The sequence below is a fragment of the Streptomyces griseoviridis genome (genome assembly GCF_005222485.1).
Classification (GTDB): Bacteria; Actinomycetota; Actinomycetes; order Streptomycetales; family Streptomycetaceae; genus Streptomyces; species Streptomyces hintoniae.
The window spans coordinates 3,379,399-3,402,368 of record NZ_CP029078.1; the positions used below are offsets into that span (position 1 = coordinate 3,379,399).

The 22,970-nt window shown below is 72.3% G+C and carries 22 protein-coding genes; 14 read left to right on the forward strand and 8 right to left on the reverse strand.

The window, feature by feature from the left end; genetic code table 11:
- The first annotated feature begins 247 nt into the window (after positions 1-247).
- The 8 genes from DDJ31_RS14145 to DDJ31_RS14180 all read left to right on the forward strand — a co-directional run bounded on the left by DDJ31_RS14145 (position 248) and on the right by DDJ31_RS14180 (position 6,268).
- Positions 248-664 carry an NUDIX hydrolase gene (locus DDJ31_RS14145; protein WP_240678207.1) on the forward strand — a complete coding sequence of 139 codons (417 nt, stop codon included), beginning with the start codon at positions 248-250 and terminating at the stop codon, positions 662-664.
- A gap of 11 nt (positions 665-675) precedes the next feature.
- A complete protein-coding gene (locus DDJ31_RS14150; RefSeq protein ID WP_127179928.1) occupies positions 676-1,071 on the forward strand; it encodes a hypothetical protein in 396 nt (131 codons plus the stop codon).
- Positions 1,068-2,231: a hypothetical protein gene (locus DDJ31_RS14155; protein ID WP_127179927.1), complete on the forward strand. Its 1,164-nt coding sequence runs from the start codon at positions 1,068-1,070 to the stop codon at positions 2,229-2,231. Before DDJ31_RS14150 ends, DDJ31_RS14155 begins: the two co-directional genes overlap by 4 nt.
- Before the next feature lie 10 nt (positions 2,232-2,241).
- Positions 2,242-3,060 carry an MBL fold metallo-hydrolase gene (locus tag DDJ31_RS14160; RefSeq protein WP_127179926.1) on the forward strand — a complete coding sequence of 273 codons (819 nt, stop codon included), beginning with the start codon at positions 2,242-2,244 and terminating at the stop codon, positions 3,058-3,060.
- A gap of 115 nt (positions 3,061-3,175) precedes the next feature.
- A complete protein-coding gene (locus DDJ31_RS14165) occupies positions 3,176-3,721 on the forward strand; it encodes a hypothetical protein (protein WP_127179925.1) in 546 nt (181 codons plus the stop codon).
- 12 nt (positions 3,722-3,733) lie between these two features.
- A complete protein-coding gene (locus DDJ31_RS14170; RefSeq protein WP_127179924.1) occupies positions 3,734-4,477 on the forward strand; it encodes a hypothetical protein in 744 nt (247 codons plus the stop codon).
- Positions 4,461-5,663, forward strand: a complete 1,203-nt coding sequence (locus DDJ31_RS14175; protein WP_127179923.1) for a sugar-transfer associated ATP-grasp domain-containing protein — start codon at positions 4,461-4,463, stop codon at positions 5,661-5,663. Before DDJ31_RS14170 ends, DDJ31_RS14175 begins: the two co-directional genes overlap by 17 nt.
- Positions 5,660-6,268, forward strand: a complete 609-nt coding sequence (locus tag DDJ31_RS14180) for a GNAT family N-acetyltransferase (protein ID WP_164784967.1) — start codon at positions 5,660-5,662, stop codon at positions 6,266-6,268. The genes DDJ31_RS14175 and DDJ31_RS14180 overlap by 4 nt, the downstream gene beginning before the upstream one ends.
- A 909-nt stretch (positions 6,269-7,177) precedes the next feature.
- Here the strand turns inward: DDJ31_RS14180 and DDJ31_RS14185 are convergent.
- The 3 genes from DDJ31_RS14185 to DDJ31_RS14195 are packed head-to-tail and all read right to left on the reverse strand — an operon-like array spanning position 7,178 to position 10,310.
- On the reverse strand, positions 7,178-7,978 hold the full coding sequence (locus DDJ31_RS14185) for a sugar phosphate isomerase/epimerase family protein (protein WP_127182801.1): 801 nt from the start codon (positions 7,976-7,978) through the stop codon (positions 7,178-7,180).
- A gap of 32 nt (positions 7,979-8,010) precedes the next feature.
- Positions 8,011-9,162, reverse strand: a complete 1,152-nt coding sequence (locus DDJ31_RS14190) for a dihydrodipicolinate synthase family protein (protein ID WP_127179921.1) — start codon at positions 9,160-9,162, stop codon at positions 8,011-8,013.
- Complete coding sequence (locus DDJ31_RS14195) at positions 9,159-10,310, reverse strand: Gfo/Idh/MocA family protein (protein WP_127179920.1); 1,152 nt, start codon at positions 10,308-10,310, stop codon at positions 9,159-9,161. Before DDJ31_RS14195 ends, DDJ31_RS14190 begins: the two co-directional genes overlap by 4 nt.
- A gap of 609 nt (positions 10,311-10,919) precedes the next feature.
- Between DDJ31_RS14195 and DDJ31_RS14200 the strand changes: the two genes are divergently transcribed.
- Positions 10,920-11,975, forward strand: coding sequence for a LacI family DNA-binding transcriptional regulator (locus DDJ31_RS14200; RefSeq protein WP_127179919.1), 1,056 nt, complete (start codon positions 10,920-10,922; stop codon positions 11,973-11,975).
- A gap of 281 nt (positions 11,976-12,256) precedes the next feature.
- Here the strand turns inward: DDJ31_RS14200 and DDJ31_RS14205 are convergent, their stop codons facing one another.
- The 4 genes from DDJ31_RS14205 to DDJ31_RS14220 form a co-directional block, all read right to left on the reverse strand.
- Complete coding sequence (locus DDJ31_RS14205) at positions 12,257-13,168, reverse strand: CPBP family intramembrane glutamic endopeptidase (protein ID WP_127179918.1); 912 nt, start codon at positions 13,166-13,168, stop codon at positions 12,257-12,259.
- A 155-nt stretch (positions 13,169-13,323) separates the two neighbouring features.
- A complete protein-coding gene (locus DDJ31_RS14210; RefSeq protein WP_127179917.1) occupies positions 13,324-14,010 on the reverse strand; it encodes a response regulator in 687 nt (228 codons plus the stop codon).
- The gene (locus DDJ31_RS14215; protein ID WP_240678206.1) at positions 14,007-15,374 is read right to left on the reverse strand and encodes a sensor histidine kinase; all 1,368 of its coding nucleotides are present in this window, start codon (positions 15,372-15,374) and stop codon (positions 14,007-14,009) included. The genes DDJ31_RS14210 and DDJ31_RS14215 overlap by 4 nt, the downstream gene beginning before the upstream one ends.
- Positions 15,375-15,494: 120 nt before the next feature.
- Positions 15,495-16,259 (reverse strand): hypothetical protein, encoded by a 765-nt coding sequence (locus DDJ31_RS14220; protein ID WP_127179916.1) that lies wholly within the window; start codon positions 16,257-16,259, stop codon positions 15,495-15,497.
- Positions 16,260-16,454: 195 nt separating this feature from the next.
- Between DDJ31_RS14220 and DDJ31_RS14225 the strand changes: the two genes are divergently transcribed.
- From DDJ31_RS14225 to DDJ31_RS14235, 3 genes are all read left to right on the forward strand, one after another.
- Positions 16,455-17,048 (forward strand): dihydrofolate reductase family protein, encoded by a 594-nt coding sequence (locus tag DDJ31_RS14225; RefSeq protein WP_127179915.1) that lies wholly within the window; start codon positions 16,455-16,457, stop codon positions 17,046-17,048.
- 164 nt (positions 17,049-17,212) lie between these two features.
- The gene (locus DDJ31_RS14230) at positions 17,213-18,154 is read left to right on the forward strand and encodes a bifunctional helix-turn-helix transcriptional regulator/GNAT family N-acetyltransferase (protein WP_127179914.1); all 942 of its coding nucleotides are present in this window, start codon (positions 17,213-17,215) and stop codon (positions 18,152-18,154) included.
- A gap of 11 nt (positions 18,155-18,165) precedes the next feature.
- On the forward strand, positions 18,166-18,966 hold the full coding sequence (locus DDJ31_RS14235) for a sugar phosphate isomerase/epimerase family protein (protein WP_127179913.1): 801 nt from the start codon (positions 18,166-18,168) through the stop codon (positions 18,964-18,966).
- Here the strand turns inward: DDJ31_RS14235 and DDJ31_RS14240 are convergent.
- Positions 18,950-19,864: an EamA family transporter gene (locus tag DDJ31_RS14240; protein ID WP_127179912.1), complete on the reverse strand. Its 915-nt coding sequence runs from the start codon at positions 19,862-19,864 to the stop codon at positions 18,950-18,952. The genes DDJ31_RS14235 and DDJ31_RS14240 overlap by 17 nt on opposite strands.
- An 88-nt stretch (positions 19,865-19,952) precedes the next feature.
- On the opposite strand from DDJ31_RS14240, the gene DDJ31_RS14245 reads away from it, so the two are divergent.
- Together DDJ31_RS14245 and DDJ31_RS14250 are read left to right on the forward strand one after the other, a co-directional pair.
- Positions 19,953-20,891: a LysR family transcriptional regulator gene (locus tag DDJ31_RS14245; protein WP_127179911.1), complete on the forward strand. Its 939-nt coding sequence runs from the start codon at positions 19,953-19,955 to the stop codon at positions 20,889-20,891.
- A gap of 174 nt (positions 20,892-21,065) precedes the next feature.
- Entirely contained in the window at positions 21,066-22,868 is a 1,803-nt protein-coding gene (locus DDJ31_RS14250) for a glycoside hydrolase family 3 protein (RefSeq protein ID WP_171480824.1), read from the forward strand.
- Positions 22,869-22,970: the final 102 nt, after the last annotated feature.

Sequence of the window (22,970 nt, forward strand, 5' to 3'; positions counted from 1 at the left end):
GGCGAGGGCGCCGGCATGCGTCAGGGGCCCGGTCCGTCGACCGGGCCCCCGCTGCTTTCCCCTCCCCAGGACGTCTCCCGATCCCCCCGGATCCCCCTCCGAGACGTCCTGATGCCCAGTACGACAGGCGGGGTGGGGGGAGGGTTGTACGGGGAACCCGATTTTTTCGGGCCCGGCCGGCTGGACTCTTCTTGCGTGACCCACGTCACAACTCGCTAGAATGCCATGGACCGTTGGGGAGCGCTTCGTGGATTCCGATCTCGCAGTACCGCTTCATGCTGTCAGCGTCACCGGCGTCGTCTTCAAGGACGACGGCCGTCTTCTGGTGATCAAGCGGGCGGACGACGGCACCTGGGTGCCCCCTGGCGGGCTGCTGGAAACGGACGAAGCGGTGGAGCGGGGAGTGGTCCGCGAGGTCTTCGAGGAGACCGGTGTCACCGTACGGCCCGTGAGGCTCACCGGCGTCTACAAGAACATCTCCCTTCGCACGATATCCATCGCCTTCCTCTGCCGTGCGGAGACGGGCGAACCCAGCGTCTCGGACGAGGCCGTGGACGTCAGGTGGATGACCCCGAAGGAGGCAGACGCCGTGCTGCCTCCGCTGCGTGCTCTCAGAGTGCGTGACGCGCTCGACCCGAACGGTCCGTTCGTCCGGTCCTACTGACACGGTCGGAGGTGCGTACCACGTTCTACGCGCGCGTACTGCGGATGCCCCTGCTGCTGATGGTCCTGGCCACTCTCGCCGTGCACGAGGGGACCGAGCGTCTCTCGATCAGCCGCGACCCCGACGTGATGGGGCTGCTCTCCCAGTTCGACGGCACGGCCACCACCGTCTTCGTGGCCCTGGCCACATTACGTACCTCGGTCAGATCCGGGACTCCGGAAGGAAGCGCGCGTATGTGGCGCCGCTCGGTACGGTTCCAGTTCGCGGCGGCGTTCGCACTCGCCGCGTTCGTCGTGGCGACCGCCGCGGCGCACTACACCGGCCTGGGCCCATGGGCCGTGGCCCTCAACGTCACCACGACAATCAGCGTGTTGTGGGCGCTCGTCGGCCCGATCGAGCCGGCATGACCCTGCGCCTGGAGTACGACCTCGCTCTCGGGCCGTCCTCGCACGTCGACCGGATCGTCGCCACCGTACGAGCCGGACTGCTGGCTCATCGGACCGACCGCCTGGCGGACATCGACATGACCTACCGGACGGACGCCCGTCAGGACGGGCTGAGGCTGTCCCTCAGCGTGGACCTCGAACTCGGCGACTTCGGGATGGCCGAGCGGGGTTCGGCGGGGCTGGTCGCCCTGCTCGGAGGCACGAGTTTCCGGGACCCCGCGATCAGGAACGTGACGCTCAGCGCGTTCGGCCCGCGTGGAAGCGATTCCTTCTTCCCCGGCCCGGTCCGCGGGACCGGTCTCCTGGAGGGGGCCGCCTCGCCCGCGCCCTGGCTCTCGGTACCCGTACCGAAGAGCGCGGCCAGCCAGTCCTGGAACGAGGTGAGCCGCACTCTGGTGCGGGCGGGAGTACAGGTCATCACCGACCTCAGTCTGAACGTGAACGACCAGGAACTGACCGCACGTGCCGCCGCCGTGGCCGAGGAAGCGACGACGGCACGCCCCGTCGCGCTCTTCTTCAACGCGACGAGCAGACTTGAGTACGCGGTCAGGCTGGTCGAGAAGATCGCCACGACAGTGCAGCCCCGGACCCCCAACATCACCCTCGGAATCCGCCTGTGCCCGGTCGCCATGGGTTTCTCGGTCCTCGAGTACCTGCGTGCCTGGAACGTACCCATCTTCGCCTACACGCTCGCCTCCTACCCGTCGGGGCGTACCTCATGGAGCCAGTCGGCCTATGCCTCGATGATCCACGCCATGGGCGGCGACATCGTCAACGTCGGGCTGCTCAGCGTCCCCGCCCTGGAGAGCGGAACCCTCTACGAAGCCATCATGCCCCTGCTCAGCAGGGGGAACGGCGGAAAGGCCAGCCTGCCGGCGTTGACCGGGGGCGTCGAGCCGCGCGTCGCCTACGCCTACGCGGCCGCCGTCAACGATCCCGTGCTGCTCCACACCATGACCCCGGTCTTCCGAGGCGGCCTCGAACACCGAAGCATCAGGAAACGGGTCAAGGCCATCCGCGAGGCGGTGGAGGCCGGGCGTCGGTCGCTGGACATCGAGCGCCTCTTCGCCGAGCGCAACTCCTCCGTGCGCAACTGGCAGGAACTCGAAGAGGAAAGGTGAGAGAACCAGAGTGAACGACGGACGGCAGCACACGCAGAGAGAGCTGGGGGACGACGTGGATCAGCGCGCGGGCACACTCCATGTGCTGGGCAGCGGATCGGCCAGACCGAGCGCGGCGCGGGCGAACTCCTCGTACCTCGTCGAGGCCGCCGGTTCACTGCTGGCCGTCGACTGCAGCGGCAGCCCCGTGCACGAGATCCTGCGCCGCGGTCTCGATCCCGGCGCTCTCCGCCATCTCCTCCTCACCCACGGCCACCCCGACCACGTCTACGGGCTTCCCAGCCTGATCCACTCCCTGTGGATGCTGGGCCTGTTCACGGAGGAGCCGCTCACTGTCCACGGCACGCCGGAGACCCTCGGCGTCGGACGGTCGCTCCTCGCCGCCTTCGGGCTGGAGCAGCGGCGCAACGCTCCCCGCATCGAGTGGAGGCACGTCGAGCCGCACCGTCCCACCGAGTGCGAGGACATCGTGGAACTCGCCGTCGCCGCCTTCCCCGTCACCCATGGCGGCATGGAGGCCCTCGGCTACCGGGTGCTCAACACCGTGTTCTCCGGCGACGCCGTCTGCGACGACCGGCTGGCGCGCGCGGTGGACGACTCCGCGCGGACACTCGTCGTCGACTGCGGCGGCGGACTGTCCGGGAACGCCGGGCACGCGGGCGCGACGGACATCGCGGAACTCGTGCGCGAACGACCGGCGTTGGAGAGGGTCCTGCTGACGCACATCGGGTTCCCGGCCGCCGAGGAGACCGCGGTGCTGAGCGCGTTCCGCGGCTGCGGGGCCGAAGTCCGCGTCCTCGCGGACGGTGATCGCCTTGAACTCGTCTGATCCGACGGTCTTCTGCAGTATGGGCGGCTCAGGCTCGACGTACCTGAGACATGCCCTGGGCCGGGCAGGGCTGGCCGTCCACAACAAGCCGGACATCGTGCACCACCGTCACTGGGTGAAGCAAGGCCGCGCAGCGCAACACGCCGAGTTCATGCGGCGGGCCGACGGCTGCACGCTGGACACCACCGGTATCGCCGGCATACAGCGCTACCTCGACCGGCTCGCCTCGGCCCCGGCCACGACGGCGGTCCTGAGCACCTGGGCCGAACAGCACCTTCTGCGGCACACCGGTCGACGACGTGTCGTCTTCCTCCTCCGTGAACCGGCCGCGGCCTACCGCTCGATGTGCGAGCCCGGTCGGCACGGAGACATCGCCGACGAGTACGGCGGTCCCGACTCCTGGTTCGCGGTCTTCTACGCGGAACGCTGGCGCAAGATCGCCGAGGAGTACCTGACGATGCGCGCGGCGGGTTGGGACGTCCTCCTGTGGTCCTACGAGCACCTGCCCGAGCATGCCCGCAGGGACGGCTACGGCGAGATCGTCACCGAGTGGCGGCGCTCCGCCCCTCGCCTGCGACCGGCGCTCCGGGACGAGACGATCGACCTGATCAGGCGATGCACGGGCGAGGTGCGCAAAGCCCTGGACATATCCGACTGGTGAGAAGGAGCCGCCATGGCCGCAGGGCCCTCAGTCATCGGCGATGTCGCGATCGGGAGACGGAACACCTTCGAGCACGGTGTGGTGATCTGCGGCCCCGCGTCCATAGGTGACGACAATTTCTTCGGCGCCTACTCCGTCATCGGCGGCCGGTGCCGCCAGGCCCATCGGCGGGACATCGCTCCCCAACGGACCGGAATGGTCCGCATCGGCGACGGCAACTACTTCGGCGAGCACTCCGTCGTGCACGGCCCGGTCGGCGACGCCACGGTGGTCCACGACCACAGCTCGGTCGGGGCGGGAAGCCTGTTGGCCCATGACACCCGCGTCGGCTCCCACGTCACCGTGTCGGTCAACTGCACCGTGGGAGGCCACGGCGTCCTGCTCGACTGGAGTGGGCTCGGCATCGGGTGCACGCTGCACCCCCGCACCGTCATGGGTCACTGGTCCTACGCCGGCATGGCAGCCGTGGTCACCCGCACCGTGCGCCCGGGGCACCTCGTGATCGGCAGTCCCGCGCGCCTCCTCCGCCCGAACTACGAGGCGTTCGTCCGATCCGGTCTCGACGCCGCCTCGCTGGCCCAGCTCCGTGCGTTCCTCGATACCGGGGAGGTGCCGGACGGGCCCTCGCCGGTCTCTCGTGCCGTGACCGAATTCGAGGCCGCGGTGGCACGGACGATCAGGAACCGGGTGCTGCGCAGTTGGTCGGACGTGGATTCGGAACGGTCACGCGTGATCGCCCATGACCCACGCTCCTGACCCGGTCGGTCGGCCGATGCCGTTGTGGCTCGCCGCCCGCTACGTGTGCGGCCCGCACCGCGGCCACCTGACCCCGGCCACGGCGCCGCGCTTGAGCTGGGGAGCCGTCGTCACCGCGACGACCGGCCCGGGAGGCGCGGGCCGGGCGCTGCGCTCCTTGCTCTACGGCGTGCGCGGCGCGGCGGACGTGTGGCGTCACCGTCGGACGATCAGTGACGACCATGTGGTCCTCGACGCGGTGGTCCTGGCGCTCCGGACGAGTTGCGACAGCCGCGACATCATGGCCCTGCGCCGGTGCGGGCGACCGGACCTCGACGCCTTGCGCGGTGTGGTGCCCAGAGCGCGCCGGGCCGAACACCGTGACTGGAACAACTGTGCCGTGGCAGCCGCTCTGGTCAACGACAAGGCGGAGTGCAACCGACGTCTTGAGGCGGCGGACATCAAGGTCCCGCGCCAGTCCCTGATCCCTCCGGTGACCCGCGTCTGGACACCGGACGGGGGCGGGGCACGGCAGGTCCTGGAGTTCTGTCACGCGGACATCGCACCCGGCACCCTCTGTGTCCTGAAGGACCGCCACGGATTGCAGGGCGAGTCCGTGTGGGCGGCCCGCGCGTGCCGTGAGCCGCCGGCGGGGAGTCATGCGGCGCTGCGGGAACTGGTGCGCGGCGGCCGGCTCGTCGCTGAGGAACGGCTGCGGCCGCAGGACTGGTTCGCCGAGGCCGGCGACACCGCCCTGCCGACCATGCGGGTGGTCACTTCCCGGCTCAGGGGACGCACGGAGGTGGTGGGAATGGTTCTTTTCCGTGGCGGGCCGGGTGCCGTCGCGGCCAATCGCAGACAGGGCGGCACCGCGCACCTGGTCGGCAAAGACGGTTCCTGTGGGAACGGGCTTGACGCACAGGGCACGGACCGAGGCCCATGCGCCTATGTGCTTCCGCCCCGTTGGGCGACGGCGATGCGCGAGATGTGTCTCAGGGCTCATCGACTGTTTCCGTGTCTCGGCTCGGTCGGCTGGGACGTGGGGCTGTCGGAGCGGGGTCCCGTCCTGTTGGAAGGCAACCCGAACTGGGGAATGAACGTGCCGCAGTTGATGCCGGGGCGACCCATGCTGGAGGAGTTCAGGCAGACCCGTCTTCGGGACACCTGGCGGAGCGGGCCAGGACCGCAGAAGGAGGGCCGGCCGTGAAGGGAGCCGACCTGCGCATAGCCAGACTCGACGATCCACGGTCGAGCGCCTTTCTCGCTTTCACCCGTCGGGCCACGCTCGACAGCCTCACCGCTCTGCGATCGATCCGCCGGACCGCCCCGGGGCAGACCTGCCTCTGCGCCTGGTACCGGGGCGAGGTGATCGGCTGTACCTCCTGGCACCAGAGGCGCAAGCTCGACTACACGGACCTGGACGGAGCACCCGCCCACATCACGAGCGTGTACCTGTGTTCGTCCGAAGTCCTGCCGGAGTTCCGTGGGAGGGGTGTGGGCGGTCTGCTCTACGAACGACGACTCACCGAATGCGGCGGCGACAACCGACCCGTCGCCGTCGAGATCCTGGGCCGCGGAACTCCTCTGTCCGTGGCCGACGATGCCTGGGCGGGCCTCGTCTGGCACCTCACCCGTGGCTTTCTGATCGTCGGACACAGCAATGACGAGGACGCCGGTCCCGTACTGGCCCGTCGCTCCTCGGCGTTCTGCGTGGCCCCTGGTGCCCGATGTCGAACGCGTCATCTTCTGAACGGATTTGAACGGCACACCATCGCCACAGCTCGCCGCACGGTCACGAGCAGGGAAGAGTGATGCCATTCGCGATCAGTCCGTAACGACTTGAGCGCATTCGATGTCATCCCCAGGGTGTGATTTACGCAACGTGCGTCACGGGAACTGACACGCCGTAGTTTGGCCAACCGCGGCAAAAGCGCTGGCAGTTGCCTTGATCGCCACATACGTGGCATGCCGACCGCCCGGTTGGGCACGCCGTGCCACCCACGCACGCCCCGGACACCCCCAGGCCCGCGGCGCCCACACCGTGGCCGACGGTGCCGCCGGGTACTGTGTGGGGCTATCACCGCTCCTCTGAGGGTCCGCGACTACGGCGTGGACGCCCCGCGGGGTTCACGAACGTGGACCAGAAAGGGGGCGGCCCGATGGCCGCACAGCCAGAGGGACACCAGAACACCACAGCGGACAAGATGTACCGTCGCGCCCGCTGGCTCGGACCGATCTTCATGATCTACAAGATCGTGCGTGAGTTCCTGAGCCACTAAAGGGAGCAGCCCCGACCCGAAGGCCGGGGCGCACCCGATCTGGTGTTGCCAGAGGGCCTCATCTCTGCATGCTTGGCGGCTTCGGAGATGGGGCTCTCGCCTTGTTCTGCGCAACGGCCCCCATCTTGCCCTGCTCTCAAGATCCTTCGCGACACTTGCGCGCCGGTTGGACCATAAGCGGGGTCTTCGGTTCCGGTCCGCATTTCAGCGTTCGACCTGCTCAGAAAATTCGTGCCCATGTGAAAGTGACGCAAGTCATAACTGAAAGCGTGACGCACAGCACACCATACTGTCCGATTCGCCCAGGTCTACTGACGCGTAAGCCCGGTGCCCGGTGGAGCGGCGGAAATCGTACAGGACGGCACTGACAACCCGGCCCCGCCAGCCACCGGGGCCGGGTCGCATCGCCCCTTCGCGGAGGGAACGCGATGCACAGACCTCGTCAGGGCCGCGTGTGCGCCCTGAAGCGGTCCGTCGTTTCTGTCAGGACCTCTCGGCCGTCCCTCGCCCACAGGCCGTCGTTGAAGAGTTCCACCTCGATCGCGCCGGTGTACCCGGCCGCCTCCACCAGTTCCTGCCAGGCGCGCATGTCGATCGCGCCGTCGCCGATCTGGCCCCGGCCGTTGAGGACGCCCTCGGGCAACGGGGTTGTCCAGTCCGCGAGTTGGAAGGTGTGGATGCGGTTGCCCGCGCCCGCTCGGGCGATCTGGGCGGGGGCCTGGTCGTCCCACCAGATGTGGTACGTGTCCACCGTGACGCCGACCTGGTGGGCCGGGAAGCGCTCCGCGATGTCCAGGGCCTGGGCGAGGGTGGAGACCACGCAGCGGTCCGAGGCGTACATCGGGTGCAGGGGTTCGATGGCGAGCCGTACGCCGTGCTCCTCGGCGTACGGGCCCAGTTCGGCCAGCGCGTCCGCGATCCGCTCGCGGGCGCCCGGCAGGTCCTTGGAGCCGGCCGGGAGGCCGCCGGAGACCAGGACCAGGGTGTCGGTGCCGAGGGCGGCGGCCTCGTCGACGGCCCGCTTGTTGTCGGCGACGGCCGTGGCCCGTTCGGCCGGGGAGATCGCCGTCAGGAAGCCGCCCCGGCACAGCGTCGTGACGGTCAGGCCCGCGTCGCGCACCAGCTTCGCCGCCGCCTCCACGCCGTACGCCTGGACCGGCTCGCGCCACAGGCCGACCTGGGTGACACCCAACGCCTCGCAGGCGTCGGCCAGTTCGGGCAGGGACAGCTGCTTGACCGTCATCTGGTTGATGGAGAAGCGTTCGAGACCGGTGCTCACTGGTTCACCCCGTACAGCGACAGCAGGTTCCTCATCCGCTCCTCGGCCAGCTTCGGGTCGGGGAACAGGCCGAGTCCGTCGGCGAGTTCGTAGGCGCGCGCCAGGTGCGGCAGGGAGCGCGCCGACTGGAGGCCGCCGACCATCGTGAAGTGCGTCTGGTGTCCGGCCAGCCAGGCCAGGAAGACCACGCCCGTCTTGTAGAAGCGGGTCGGCGCCTGGAAGAGGTGGCGGGACAACTCGACCGTCGGATCGAGGAGTTCGCGGAACCCCGCGGTGTCCCCGGTGTCCAGGACGCGGACCGCCTCGGCGCCCAGCGGACCCAGCGGGTCGAAGATGCCGAGCAGGGCGTGGCTGAAGCCCTGCTCGTCGCCCGCGATCAGCTCCGGGTAGTTGAAGTCGTCGCCGGTGTAGCAGCGCACGCCCTGCGGCAGCCGGCGGCGCAGCTCCACCTCGCGCCCGGCGTCGAGGAGCGAGACCTTGATGCCGTCGACCTTGTCCGGGTGGGCGGCGATGACGTCGAGGAAGGTGTCGGTCGCCGTGTCCAGGTCCGAGGAGCCCCAGTAGCCGTCGAGGGCCGGGTCGAACATCGGGCCGAGCCAGTGCAGGACGACCGGTCCGTCCGCCTGCCGCAGGAGGTGACCGTAGACCTCCAGGTAGTCCTCGGGTCCGGTGGCCGCGGCCGCCAGCGCCCTGGACGCCATCAGGATGGCCTGCGCGCCGGACTCCTCGACGAGCGCGAGCTGCTCCTCGTAGGCGGCCCGCACCTCGGCGAGGGTGCCCGCGGTCAGCTGGTCGGTGCCGACGCCGCAGGCGATCCGGCCGCCGGACGCCTTCGCCTCGGCGGCGCTGCGGCGGATCAGCTCGGCGGCGGTCGGCCAGTCGAGGCCCATGCCGCGCTGGGCGGTGTCCATGGCCTCGGCGACCCCGAGGCCGTGCGACCAGAGGTGGCGGCGGAAGGCGAGGGTGGCGTCCCAGTCGACGGCGGCCGGTCCGTCGGGGGTGGTGTCGGCGAACGGGTCGGCGACGACATGGGCCGCCGAGAAGACCGTGCGGGAGGTGAAGGGGGCGCCGGGGGTGAGGGCGAGCGGCTCGGGGCGGGGCTCGTAGCTCCGCAACGTGCCGTCGGTGCCCGGGAGTCGGAGGGTCACAGCGTGATCTCCGGGACGTCGAGGCGGCGGCCCTCGGTGGACGACTTAAGCCCCAGCTCGGCGAGTTGGACGCCACGGGCGCCGGCCAGCAGGTCCCAGTGGTAGGGCGCGTCGGCGTAGACGTGCCGCAGGAACAGCTCCCACTGCGCCTTGAAGCCGTTGTCGAACTCCTCGTTGTCCGGGACCTCCTGCCACTGGTCGCGGAAGGAGTAGGTGGCCGGGATGTCGGGGTTCCAGACCGGCTTGGGGGTCAGAGTGCGGTGCTGGACACGGCAGTTGCGCAGTCCAGCGACGGCCGAGCCCTCGGTGCCGTCGACCTGGAACTCGACGAGTTCGTCGCGGTTGACGCGCACCGCCCAGGAGGAGTTGATCTGCGCGATGGCGCCGCCGTCGAGTTCGAAGATGCCGTAGGCGGCGTCGTCGGCGGTCGCGTCGTAGGGCTTGTCGTCCTCGTCCCAGCGCTGCGGGATGTGGGTGGTGGCGATGGCCTGGACGGACTTCACCCGGCCGAACAGCTCGTGCAGCACGTACTCCCAGTGCGGGAACATGTCGACGACGATGCCGCCGCCGTCCTCCGCGCGGTAGTTCCAGGACGGGCGCTGGGCGCTCTGCCAGTCGCCCTCGAAGACCCAGTAGCCGAACTCGCCGCGCACCGACAGGATCCGGCCGAAGAAGCCGCCGTCGATGAGGCGCTTGAGCTTGAGCAGGCCAGGCAGGAACAGCTTGTCCTGCACGACGCCGTGCTTGATGCCGGCCGCGTCGGCGAGCCTGGCCAGTTCCAGGGCGCCGTCGAGGCCGGTGGCGGTGGGCTTCTCGGTGTAGAGGTGCTTGCCCGCGGCGATGGCCTTGGTGAGCGCTTCCTCACGGGCGGAGGTGACCTGGGCGTCGAAGTAGATCTCGACGGTCGGGTCGGCGAGGACCGCGTCGAGGTCGGTCGAGACGTGCTCGATGCCGTGCCGCTCGGCGAGCGCGCGCAGGGCGTGCTCGCGGCGGCCGACCAGCACCGGTTCGGGCCACAGCACGGTGCCGTCGCCGAGGTCGAGGCCACCCTGTTCGCGGATGGCCAGGATGGAGCGGACCAGGTGCTGGCGGTAGCCCATGCGTCCGGTCACGCCGTTCATGGCGATCCGCACCGTCTTGCGTGTCACGTCATTCCCTTCGCAGGTGTCGTACACAGCGTTGTACGCGGTGTGCGTGCCGCGTTCGCCCTCCTGATGAGCGTCACAGCAAGCGCTTTCTATGTAAGGAGAAGCTAGCCTCTGAACAGTGGTCCGGACAAGACCGTGACCGCTTCGAGTTGTTCGAGGGGACGAACGGGCGGGCGCGGGGGCCGTAAGGTCTGCTCGGGGCGGCGGGCCCGGGGAACGGGGCACGTCACGCCACGGGAACGGGGTGTGTGACGTCCCGGGGAACGGGGGCGCGTCACGCCTCGGGGAACGGGGGCGCGTCACGTCCCGGGAACCATGGGCGGCGGTGGCCCGTCCCCGACGGGGTACGGACGCGCGCGCGGCGCTTCGCGCGGCCGGGCGGGCGGATGGATGGGTGGATGAATGGATGGATGACGGCGAACAGACGTGCGGCCGCCGCGGACGTCCTGCCGTCCGGCCGTCCGCCCGACCGTCCGCGGCGGACGTCCTGCGGCGGACGTCCCGCGGCGGACGGGCGGGCGTACGGACAGGCGGAGGGTCCTGGCGGGCCCACGACGAGCAGAGGCACAACGAGGTGCGACGAGAGATGCGCGACCGGAGGACGACGAGATGACGGTGACCCTGGCGGACGTGGCGGCCCGCGCGCAGGTCTCCCCCGCGACGGTGTCGCGCGTGCTGAACGGGAACTACCCGGTGGCCGCCTCCACCCGGGAACGGGTCCTGAAGGCCGTCGACGACCTGGACTACGTCCTCAACGGCCCCGCGAGCGCGCTGGCCGCGGCCACCTCGGACCTGGTCGGCATCCTGGTCAACGACATCGCCGACCCGTTCTTCGGGATCATGGCGAGCGCGATCCAGTCCGAGATCGGCGGGCCCGGCGGGCGGGCCGGCGGCGAACGGCTGGCGGTCACCTGCAACACCGGGGGCTCACCCGAACGTGAACTGACCTACCTGACGCTGTTGCAGCGACAGCGCGCCGCGGCCGTGGTGCTGACCGGCGGCGCGGTCGAGGACGAACCCCATCTCGCCGCCGTGGCGGCGAAGTTGCGCAAGCTGTCGGAGGCCGGGACGCGGGTGGTGCTGTGCGGGCGGCCACCGGCCCCCGACACCGGCGCCATCGCCCTGACGTTCGACAACAGGGGCGGCGGGCAGCGGCTCACCGAACACCTGATCGGGCTTGGCCACCGGCGGCTCGGCTACATCGCGGGCCCCGAGGAGCGGACGACGACCCGGCACCGTCTGGAGGGCCACCGCGCGGCGCTCGCGGCGGCCGGGATCGCGGAGGACCCCCGCTGGACCGTGCACGGCCGCTACGACCGGCAGGCCGGTTACGAGGCCACGCTCGAACTGCTGCGCCGCGACCCGTCGCTGACGGCGGTCGTCGCCGCGAACGACTCCGTGGCGCTGGGCGCCTGCGCCGCGCTGCGCGAGTCGGGACTGCGCATCCCCGACGACGTCTCGGTGGCCGGCTTCGACGACCTCCCGTTCAGCGTCGACGCGGTGCCCGCGCTGACGACGGTACGGCTGCCGCTCGCGGAGGCCGGCGCACGGGCGGGCCGGATCGCGATGGGCCGCGAGGAGGCACCGCCCGGCGGGATCACCACGGTGCGGGGCGAGTTGATGGTGCGGGGGTCCACCGGAAGACCTCGCGCGGACGGCGCCTGACGCCTTCGGCCGATGTGACGGGGGTGTGGGGCGGCGCCTGACGGGGCCGGCGGCGCTCGGAGCAGGCGGGGCCGGGTGCCGCCGTTCCGCTGGGTCGCCGTTCCGCTGGGTCGCCGTTCCGCTGGGTCGCCGTAGCGCCGGGCCGCTGTGCCGGCGGGCCACCGTGTCGCCGGGCGGTGATCAGGGCGTCGGCGGGAGTCGGTGCCGCGGGACAGCCGTGCGCCGACCGGCGCCAGGTGCGGTGGGGGCCGCTGGGCCGATCGGCGTGTGGGGCGGGGTCGTCAGCGCGGGGACTCGGCCCTCTTCCGGGGGTGGAGCAGGCCCGCCCGCGCCGCTCTCCGCAGGTACACCCACGTCGGGATCGCGCAGACCAGGATCGCCACGAAGCTCGACTCCGGGCCGAACGCGCCGCCGGTCAGGGCGTCAGGGCCGGAGAGGACGCCGTGGACCAGGCCCGTCGGGGCGTCGTCGTTGCCGGAGACCGTGGTGCCGAACAGGCCGCTCTCCGCGAAGTTCCAGCCGAAGTGGATGCCGATCGGCAGCCACAGGGAGCGGGTGGCGGCGTAGACGGCGCCCAGCATCAGGCCGCCCTCCACCGCGATGGCCAGCGCGCCCCACACCGTGGCACCGGGGTTGAGCAGGTGCAGGCCGCCGAAGAGGAGCGCGGAGATCGCCAACGCGCCCCGGGTTCCGGTGAGTTCCTCAAGGACCCGGAAGATCACACCGCGGAAGAGGAGTTCCTCGGTGACGGCGACGCCCGCCATGATGCCGAGCAGCGTCAGCACGCCCCCGACGGAGACCCCGCCCTCGGTCCCGTAGCCGCCGAAGAGGGCGATCACCGCGAGGGTCGCCGTGAAGAGGGCGAGGCCGATGACCGTGCCGGTGCGCAGTGAGCGGACGGCGGTCCCGGGGTCGAGTTCGGTGACCTGGCGCCCGTCGAGACGCCGTACGACCGCCGCGTAGACGCCCGCGCCGCCCAGCGCGATCACGGCGCCCGCCAGCAGCGACAGCACCGGGTTCGACCCCGCGACCGCCCGTGTCCCGGCCGACACCGCGAGGACGACGGCGATGACCAGCACCGGCGCGCCGAGCCGCACCCACCTCGGGTACTCCCGGCCCGATGCCTCGACCGGGGTCTGCGCGAACAGACCCTCGTAACGGATCCTCAGCGACTGCGCGCTCCCGAGCGACATGACGTGCGTCCTCCCTGACTTCCGCGGCGCCGGACCTTCCGTGCCCCGCTTCGACACGGTGAACGCTACGAACGGGAGGCCGGGCGGCACGTCACCCCGGGGTGGACAGTCGGGTGGTCGGGTGTAGCTCGCACGGGGGACACCGGCGGCGGTCGTCAGGGTGACGGGTCCCGTGCGGCCATCAGGCCCACCCGGTGGGCGAGGACGACGGCCTGGACGCGGTCGCGCAGGTCGAGCTTGGTGAGGATGCGCGAGACGTACGTCTTGACCGTCTCGCGGCTGAGCACGAGGCGGTCGGCGATCTCCGCGTTCGACAGGCCCTCCGCGATCAGCGTCAGCACCTCCGTCTCGCGCGGCGCGAGGGCCGACAACTCCCTTGGCAGGGCCGGGCCTCGGCTCTCCGGGCGGATCCGGTCGGCGAACCTGCCCACCAGCGCGCGGGTGACGGCGGGCGCGAGCAGCGACTCGCCCGCGGCCACCGTGCGGATGCCGGCGACCAGTTCGCGCGGCGGCGCGTCCTTCAGCAGGAAGCCGCTGGCGCCCGCCCGCAGCGCCTCGTACACGTACGCGTCGAGGTTGAACGTCGTGACGACCAGGATCTTCACCGGGTCGACGGCCTCGGGCCCGGCCAGCAGCCGGGTCGCCTCGATGCCGTCGAGGCGGGGCATCCTGATGTCCATCACCACGACGTCGGGGCGCAGTCGGCGGGCCGCCTCCACCGCCGCGAGGCCGTCGGCGGCCTCTCCGACGACGTCCAGGTCGGGCTGCGCGGAGAAGATGGTGACGTAGCCGGTGCGGACGAGTTCCTGGTCCTCGCAGACCAGCACCCTGATCGGGGTCACGCGCCGCCTCCCGCCGGGATGCGGGCCAGGACGGCGAAGCCGCCGTCGGCGGCGGCGCCCGCCCGCAGTTCGCCGCCGAACACGCCGACCCGCTCCCGCAGTCCGACGAGCCCGTGCCCGCCGCCGCGCACTGGCGCCCTCCTGGGCGCGGGCACGGCACCCCGCGCCGGGGCCGGTTCCGTCGTCACCTCGACCTCGATCTCCTCGTGCCCGTACCGGACTTGGACGTGGGTGGGGTGGCCAGGCGCGTGTTTCAGCGCGTTGGTCAGGGCCTCCTGGACGACCCGGTACGCGGCCAGCTCCACGGCCGACGGCATCGGCCGCCGCTCACCGTGCTCGGTCAGCCGTACCGGCTGGCCGGCCGCCCTGGTGTGCGCGACGAGTTCACCGAGGGTGCCGGGCGACGGCGCGGGCGCGCGGTCGCCTTCCCGGCCCGCGCCGGACGCGTTCAGCACGCCCAGCAGATGCTGGAGGTCGGTCAGGGCCCGGCGTCCCGAGTCGCTGATCGCCTCCAGGCCGGTGGCGACCCGGTCGGGGGCGTCGGCGAGCACGAACTGGGCGGCGTCGGCCTGGACCACCATCGCGGTGACGTGGTGGGTGACGACGTCGTGCAACTCCCGTGCGATACGGGCCCGTTCACGCGCCATGGCGGCCTCGGCACCGGCCCGCCGCCGCCCCTCCTCGGCGGCCCGCCAGGACCGCACCGCCCGGCCTCCGGCCCAACAGCACGCCAGGACCGCGTAGATGAGGACGAAGTCGGAGATCCCCTGCGGTGAGCCACGCCCGTGCAGACCGATCGCGAACAGCACGTACAGCACGGAGGCGACGACGACACCGACGCCGACGCCGACGACCGGCGGGGCGCCTTGCCCGCGAGCACCCTCACTGCGGGCGTCCTCCCCGCGAACGTCTCCCCCACGGATGCCTTTCCCATCGTCGCCGTCGCCGTGGTCGCCGTCGCCGTGCGCGCCCGCCGTTCCGGCCCCGCGGTCCCTCCAGGCGCCGTGCGCGCCGACGCCGTACAGCGCGACGTACAGGCCGACGCTGGCGAACGTCGCTGGGTAGCCCGCCAGTTCACGGATCGCGAACGCCGTCGCGATCACGGCGAGGCAGGCTCCCGGCCACCGTCGCCGTACCGTGAGCGGCAGCCACAGGACGGCCGTAAGCAGCAGTCCTGGCAGGTCGTAGGGGCGGGTCGGCAGGTCGCCGAACTCCGCGCCGACGGGGGCCGTGAGCGGCGCGAACACGACGGGGGCGAGCAGCACGGCGAGCACGCCGTCCCGCGTGCCGACCCCGAGCGCGGCCCACCGCTCGCGGCCGATTCGCACACCACGCAGCGCGGTTGAAACGGTCGCCTCGAACACGGGGGCGAGCTTAGCGCCCAGGGCCTGCGTCGATCGCGGAGCTGGTCACGGAGGTCGTCGAGCGCGTCGTCCGGCGGGTGTGATGCGAGCCGGGTGCGATGAACCCGAGCCAGTTGTAGGTCAGTTGGGCTGGGGCGTGTCCAGGTCGCGGGTGGCCAGGAGGAGCAGGGCGACTGCCGGTAGCCACAGGACGATCACACCCAGGGGGCCCGTCCAGACGCCGAAGAGGCCGGCGGGGACGGCGAGCAGGGCCGCGCCCGCGGCCTGGACGCCGCGCAGCAGGAGCCTCGGTGGGACGCCCTCGGTGGCGAAGGCGCGGGCGCGGGCCACGGCCGACTGGCCCGCGCGGAAGGCGAACAGGCCCAGCGCGGCCAGGGCGAGCGAGCCCGCCGTGGTGAACAGGGAACGGCCCTCGGGGGTGTCGTCGGTGGACTGGGTGACGCCGTCCTTGGTGACGGCGGGCGCGTAGTCGCGCCAGCGGGTGACGACGACCTCGTCGCCCGCGCGGAGATGGCGCAGCAGCGGGTCGGCGCCGCCCATCGGCAGGCTGCGGGGCGCCGCGGGGGCGCCGGTGAGGTGCAGGTCGTAGCGCGGGTTCTTGGGGTGGTCGCGGATCTCGGTGCCGCTGACGGTGGCGGTCACCGGGCGCAGGCAGTCGTCCAGGGTGGCGACACCGCAGGGCAGCGCGGAGCGGAACGCCCGCTCCTCGGCGACCGACGCGGGCACCACGGCGAGCCCGACCCCGGCGGCGGCCAGCAGCACCGCCCCGAGCAGCACGGCGCAGACGCCCCAGCCGCGGTGCCAGAGAACCCGCCCGCGCGGCGCGGGCGCCGCCGGCGTCCTCGCGGCCTCGTCCCGTCCCACCGGCCGGTCCTCGGGTTCCATCTCCCCCGCCCCTCTCGGTCGCCCCGCCGCCATTGAGCCACAGGCGCCCCCATGACCGCCAAACCTTGCCCACCCTGGGGTGACTTCCCCGCCCCTTGCGGGTGTCCGGCGTTCCGACGATGACTTTTGGTACGACGATCGGTCTGGAGAGGGTGAGCGTCCGCTGGGGCGCCCCGATACCGAGGAGTGGTTGTCATGCGGGTCGTGGTCAGTGAGTTCATGAGTCTCGACGGGGTCGTGCAGGCGCCCGGCGGTCCCGAGGAGGACACCGACGGCGGGTTCGCGCACGGCGGCTGGTCGCACCCGTACTTCGACCCGGAGGTCGTCGGCGGGGCGTTCGCCGCCGGTCTCCAGCAGGCGAGCGCGCTGCTGTACGGGCGTCGCACCTATCTGACGATGGCGGCGGCCTGGCCCGAGCGGGCCGGTGACCCGTTCGCCGATCTGCTGAACGGGCTGCCGAAGTACGTCGTCACGGACACGCTCGGCGACGCCGAGCTGACCTGGCAGAACACCACCCGGATCGCGGGCGGCGAGGCGCTCGCGCGGATCCGGGAGCTGCGCGCGGCCGAGGGCGGCGACCTCGCGATGATGGGCAGCCCCACCCTGGTGCGCGCCCTGCTCGCGGCGGGGCTCGTCGACGAGCTCCAGCTGATCGTGATGCCCGTGCTGCTCGGCGGCGGCAAGTCGATCTTCCCTACGGACGGGACGAAGCGCCCGTTCGACCTCGTCTCGACGACCACGGGGAAGACGGGCGTCCAGGTCTGCGTCTACCGGCCCGCGGCCGACTGAGCGGACGCGCGCGGGGACGGGACGGGATGAAAAAAAGGGGGAGGGAAAGAGGAGAGGGGAGGGGCGTCGTCGGCATGGACGGGCGGCGCCCTTCGTCCTAGGCTCGGGCCCGCCACATCTCTGACTGAGTCAGAGGTTTCCCTCCGGATCATCGGGGCCGCACCATGACCGTCCAGGACATCCGCGACGTCCGCGCCTTCAACCGCTTCTACACGAACGTCATCGGCGCACTCGACTACAGCCGTCACCTCTACGCGCCCTACACCCTCACCGAGTCCCGGGTGCTGTACGAACTCGCGCACGCCCCGCGCACCGACGCCGCCGACCTGCGCACCGAACTCTCCCTGGACGCCGGGTACTTGAGCCGCATCCTCAACAAGTTCGAGGAGGACGGACTGATCGAGAGGTCCGCCTCCGCGACCGACCCGAGACGCCGCCGCGTCACCCTCACCGACCGCGGCCGCGAGACCGCCGCGCTGCTCGCCGAACGCGCCGACCGGTCCGTCGGCGAACTGCTCGCCGGGGTGCCCGCCGCCGACAGGACCCGGCTCACACAGGCGCTGCGCACCGTCAGGGAGATCCTCTCCGCGGGCCGGCCGCCGCGCCCCGAGGACGTCGTGCTGCGCGAGCCGCGCCCCGGCGACCTCGGCTGGATCGTGCAGCGCAACGCCGCCCTGTACGCGGCCGAGTACGGGTTCAACGCCGACTACGAGGGCCTCGTCGCCCGGATCGTCGCCGACTTCGGGCAGGACCACGACCCGCACCTGGAGCGGGTGTGGATCGCCGAACTCGACGGGCGCCCGATGGGCTGCGTGATGTGCGTGCGCGACGACGCGCCCGGCAGCGCCCGGCTGCGGCTGCTGCTGGTCGAACCCGAGGCGCGCGGGCTCGGCATCGGCGACCGGCTGGTCGGCGCGGTCGTCGACTTCGCGCGCGGGGCCGGCTACCGGGACGTCGTGCTGTGGACCAACGACGTCCTGACCGCCGCCCGCCGCCTCTACCAGCGGCACGGGTTCGCGCTCACCGCGGAGCGGGCGCACCGCTCGTTCGGAAAGGACCTGAACGGCCAGGACTGGCGCCTGGACCTGCACCGCACCCCCGAGTGACAGTAGGAATCATGAAACTGGCCTTCTCCACCCTCGGCGTACCAGGACTCCCCGTCCCGGACGTGATCCGGCTCGCGACCGCCCACGGCTACCACGGCGTGGAACTCCGCGCCCACCCGGAGGAGCCCGTCAACCCCGGCCTCGACCTGGCCCGGCGGACCGAGGTGGCCGACCGGTTCAGGACGGCCGGCATCGAGGTGCTCGGCGTCGCCGGATACCCGCGGGTGGCCGCGCCCGGCGACGACGGGCCGGTGATCGAGGAGATCCGCCGGCTCGTCGACCTCGCCCACGACCTCGGCGCCCGCTACGTACGGGTCTTCCCCGGCGCAGGACGCGAGGAGACCCGGGAGCGGGCCGACGCCACCGCCGCCCGGCGGCTCGGCACCGCCGCCGAGTACGCCGCCGACCACGACGTCCGGGTCCTCCTGGAGACCCACGACTCGCACCGCGCCGCCGCCGACGCGATCCGCGTCCTCGGCCGGGTCGGGCACCGCAACGCCGGGGCGCTCTGGGACGTCATGCACACCTGGCTGGCCGGCGAGCAGCCCGCCGAGTCGTACGCGGCGCTCGCGCCGTTCCTCGGCTATGTGCAGGTCAAGGACATCGCGTCCGCCGAGGACACGACCCCGCTCGCGCTCGGCGCGGGCGTGCTGCCGCTCGCCGAGTGCGTGGAGGTGCTGTCCCGGCACGGCTGGGACGGCTGGCTCTGCTGGGAGTACGAGAAACGCTGGTACGAGCGGGCGGCACCGCTGCCCGAACTGCTGGCGGCGGGACGCGACGAGCTGTCGAGGCTCCTCAACGAATCGGCGTGACGGCCGGCGCGAGCCTCCCGCGCCCCACCCCGCGTCCCCTTCCGCGTCGCGAGGGCAGGGACGCCAGTGCCACCCCGCCCACCAGCAGGGCCGCCGCGCACCAGCGCGCCGGGGTCACCCCCTCGCCCAGGAACAGGGCGGCCGACGACATGCCGAAGACCGGGACCAGCAGCGAGAACGGCGCGACCGTCGACGCCGGGTGGCGGCGCAGCAGCCACCCCCACGCCCCGAACCCGAAGACCGTCGTCACCCACGCCACGTAGACGACGGTGCCGGCGCCCTGCCAGTCGAGCGCGGCCAGCGCCTCGCGGTCCCGGGACGGGCCTTCCACCAGGAGCGAGAGCGCCAACAGCGGCAGGATAGGGACCGTGCTGACCCAGACCATGAAGTTCAGGGCGTCGGGCGGGGCGGCCCTGCGGGTCAGTACGTTCGACACCCCCCAGCAGGCCGCCGCCGCGACGACCAGCGCGAAGGCGCCCAGCGGCCCCGCGGCGCCCTCCTCGACGGCGGCCGTGCCGATCCCGGCCAGCGCCACCAGCATGCCCAGCAGCCGCACCCGGGCCGGGCGTTCACCGAGCACGGCGAACGCGACGACGGCCGTGAACACCGCCTGGATCTGGAGCACGAGCGAGGACAGACCGGCCGGCATGCCCGCGCTCATCCCGACGAACAGCAGCCCGAACTTGGCGACCCCGAGGGCCAGCCCGACCGACACGATCCACGTCCACGCCACCTTCGGGCGCCCCACGAGGAAGACCGCGGGCAGCGCCGCCACCAGAAAGCGCAGGGCGGAGAAGAGGAGCGGCGGGAAGTGGCCGAGGCCGACCTCGATGACGGTGAAGTTGACGCCCCAGACCGCCGTCACGAGGACGGCGAGGGCCACATGTGCGGGTCGCATGCGTCGAGGATCACGCCCCACGACCGTGAAGCACCAGCGATGATTACTGCACGGTCGGATGTAGCGTTACTGAAGAATCGGGGCCCTGATGCTGGATCTCCACCGCCTGCGGGCCCTGCACGCCGTCTCCGTGCACGGCACCGTCGGCGCCGCCGCCACCGCCCTCGGCTACACCCCCTCCGCCGTCTCCCAACAGATCACCAAGCTGGAACGGGAGACCAGGACCGTCCTGCTCGAACGCGCCGGACGCGGGGTGCGGCTCACCCCCGAGGCGCGTCAACTCGTCGCGACGGCGCAGGAGTTGCTGGCGATCATGGAGCGCGCGGAGACCCAGCTTGAGGAACGGCGCGGGGTGCCGTCGGGGCGGCTGACCATCGCCGCGTTCCCGTCCAGCGCACGCGGACTGCTGCCCGCCGTCCTCGCCGACCTCGCCGTACGGCACCCCGCCCTCGACGCCCGGCTCACCGAGGTCGACCCGCACCTCTCCGTCGACCTCGTCGCCCGGGGCGCGGTGGACCTCGCCGTCGCCCACGACTGGGACATCGCGCCGCTGCCGACCCCGGCCGGCGTCGAACAAGCCGTGATCGGCGACGACCACTGCACCCTGCTGGTGCCCGAAGGACACGCCTTCGCCGGACGGGAATCCGTGCGGCGCGAGGAGTTGGGCGGACAACGATGGGTGTGCCAGCCGCCCGGCCGGGTCTGCCACGACTGGCTGATGCGGACCCTGCGCGCCGCCGGACACGAGCCGGACGTCGTCCACCAGGCCGACGAGAACCCCACCCAGGTCGCGCTGGTCGCCGCGGGGCTCGGCATCTCCCTGATGCCACGGCTCGGGCGCGGCCCGCTGCCCGCGGGGGTCGCGGAGGTACGGCTCGAACCGACACCTGTGCGGCGCCTGTACGCGCTGTGGCGCAGCGGGGCGGCGCGGCGGCCTGCGATCGCCGAGACGGTGGGTGCGCTGCGGTCGCACTGGGAACGGGGGGTTCGCCCACCCACCCGCCTGGCGCTGCCCGTCGACCCGTGACCGCCGCCCCACCGGGGCCGCCGGTATGCCGCCACCGGCGTGCCCCTGGGCAACGGCGCCGGTGGCGGCTCCCCGCTGGGTACCGTGCGCACTCCCTTGACTGGCGGAAACTTCCCCGTTACTGCTGTCCGCACGGAAGTTTCCTTCAGTGGATCATCTCCGGAAGGAGCGCACGTGCCCTCCAGACGTACCGTCCTCACCGCGACCATGGGCGCCGCCGCGTCCCTCGCGGTCACCGGCACCGCCCGCGCCGACGAACGCGGGCTCCGGTCCCTGCTCGGGCGGATGACGCTGCCCGAGAAGGTCGGCCAGCTCTTCGTCATGCGGGTCTACGGCCACTCCGCCACCGCCCCCGACCAGGCCGACATCGACGCCAACCTGAGCGAGATCGGCGTCCGCGACGCGGCCGAGCTGATCGCCGAGTACCACGTCGGCGGCATCATCTACTTCACCTGGGCCCACAACACCCGCGACCCGCACCAGATCGCCGCCCTCTCCAACGGCATCCAGCGGGCGTCCCTCTCCCGGCCGCGCGGGCTGCCCGTGCTGATCTCCACCGACCAGGAGCACGGCGCCGTCGCCCGGGTCGGGGCGCCAGCCACGATGCTGCCCGGCGCGATGGCCGTCGGCGCGGGCGGCTCCCGCGCCGACGCCCGGACCCTGGGCCGGGTCTCCGGCCGTGAGCTGCGCGCCCTCGGCATCCGCCAGGACTACGCGCCGGTCGCCGACGTGAACGTCAACCCGGCCAACCCGGTCATCGGGGTCCGCTCCTTCGGCTCCGACCCGGACGCCGTCGCCGCGCTGGTCGCCGCCGAGGTGGCCGGCTACCAGCGGTCCGCCGTCGCGGCGACCGCCAAGCACTTCCCCGGGCACGGCGACACCGCCGTCGACAGCCACTTCGGGTTCCCCGTCATCACGCACAGCCGCGCCCTGTGGTCGACGCTGGACGCGGTGCCGTTCCGGGCCGCGATCCGGGCCGGCGTCGACTCGATCATGACCGGGCACCTCATGGTGCCGGCCCTCGACGGCTCGGGCGACCCGGCCACCCTCTCCCACCCGATCGTCACCGGCGTGCTCCGCGGCGAACTGGGCTACGACGGGCTGGTGGTGACCGACTCGCTCGGCATGGAGGGCGTGCGCACCAAGTACGGCGACGACCGGGTCCCGGTGCTCGCCCTGAAGGCGGGGGTCGACCAGCTCCTCAACCCGCCGTCCCTGGAGATCGCCTGGAACGCCGTCCTCAAGGCCGTCGAGGACGGGGAGCTGACGGAGGCGCGGATCGACGCGTCGGTCCTGCGCGTCCTGCGCCTGAAGTCCCGGCTCGGCCTGTTCGACGAGCCGTACGTCGCCGAGGACGAGGTGGATCTGTTCGTCGGCACCCGGGCGCACCGCGCGACCGCCGACCGGATCGCCGAGCGGACCACGACGCTGCTGGCCAACGAGGGCGGAGTGCTGCCGCTGTCGCCGCGCACCCACCGCCGGCTGCTGGTGGCCGGCCCCGATCCGGCCTCACCCTCGGGCACCACGGGGCCGCCGACGTCCGTCCTCGCGGCGGCCCTGACGCGGCTGGGCTTCACCGCGACCGCCCGCCCCACCGGGACCACCCCGTCCGCCGCCGACATCGCGGCCGCGGTGGCCGCCGCGCGGGACGTGGACGCGATCGTCGTCGGCACCTACAACCTGACGGCGGACAGCACCCAGAAGACCCTGGTCGAACGGCTCACCGCGACCGGGAAGCCGGTGGTGGCGGTGGCGATCCGCAACCCGTACGACCTCGCCCACCTGCCCGGCGTCCCCGCCGTCCTGGCCACGTACTCCTGGACCGACGTCGAACTCCGGGCGGCGGCCCGGGTGATCGCGGGCCTCGCCCGGCCCAGGGGACGGCTGCCGGTCCCGGTCCCGGCCGCCGACGACCCGACCCGGGTGCTGCGGCCCCTCGGCTACGGGCTGTCGTACCGGAACGGCCCGACGGCGTAGAAGCCACCGGCCAGCAGCCGCCGGCCACCGCACCCGGCGACCGGCGGCTGCCTGAACGTCGGGGCGACGGCCGGGTCCTGAGGACCGGCGGCCCGAGCCCCA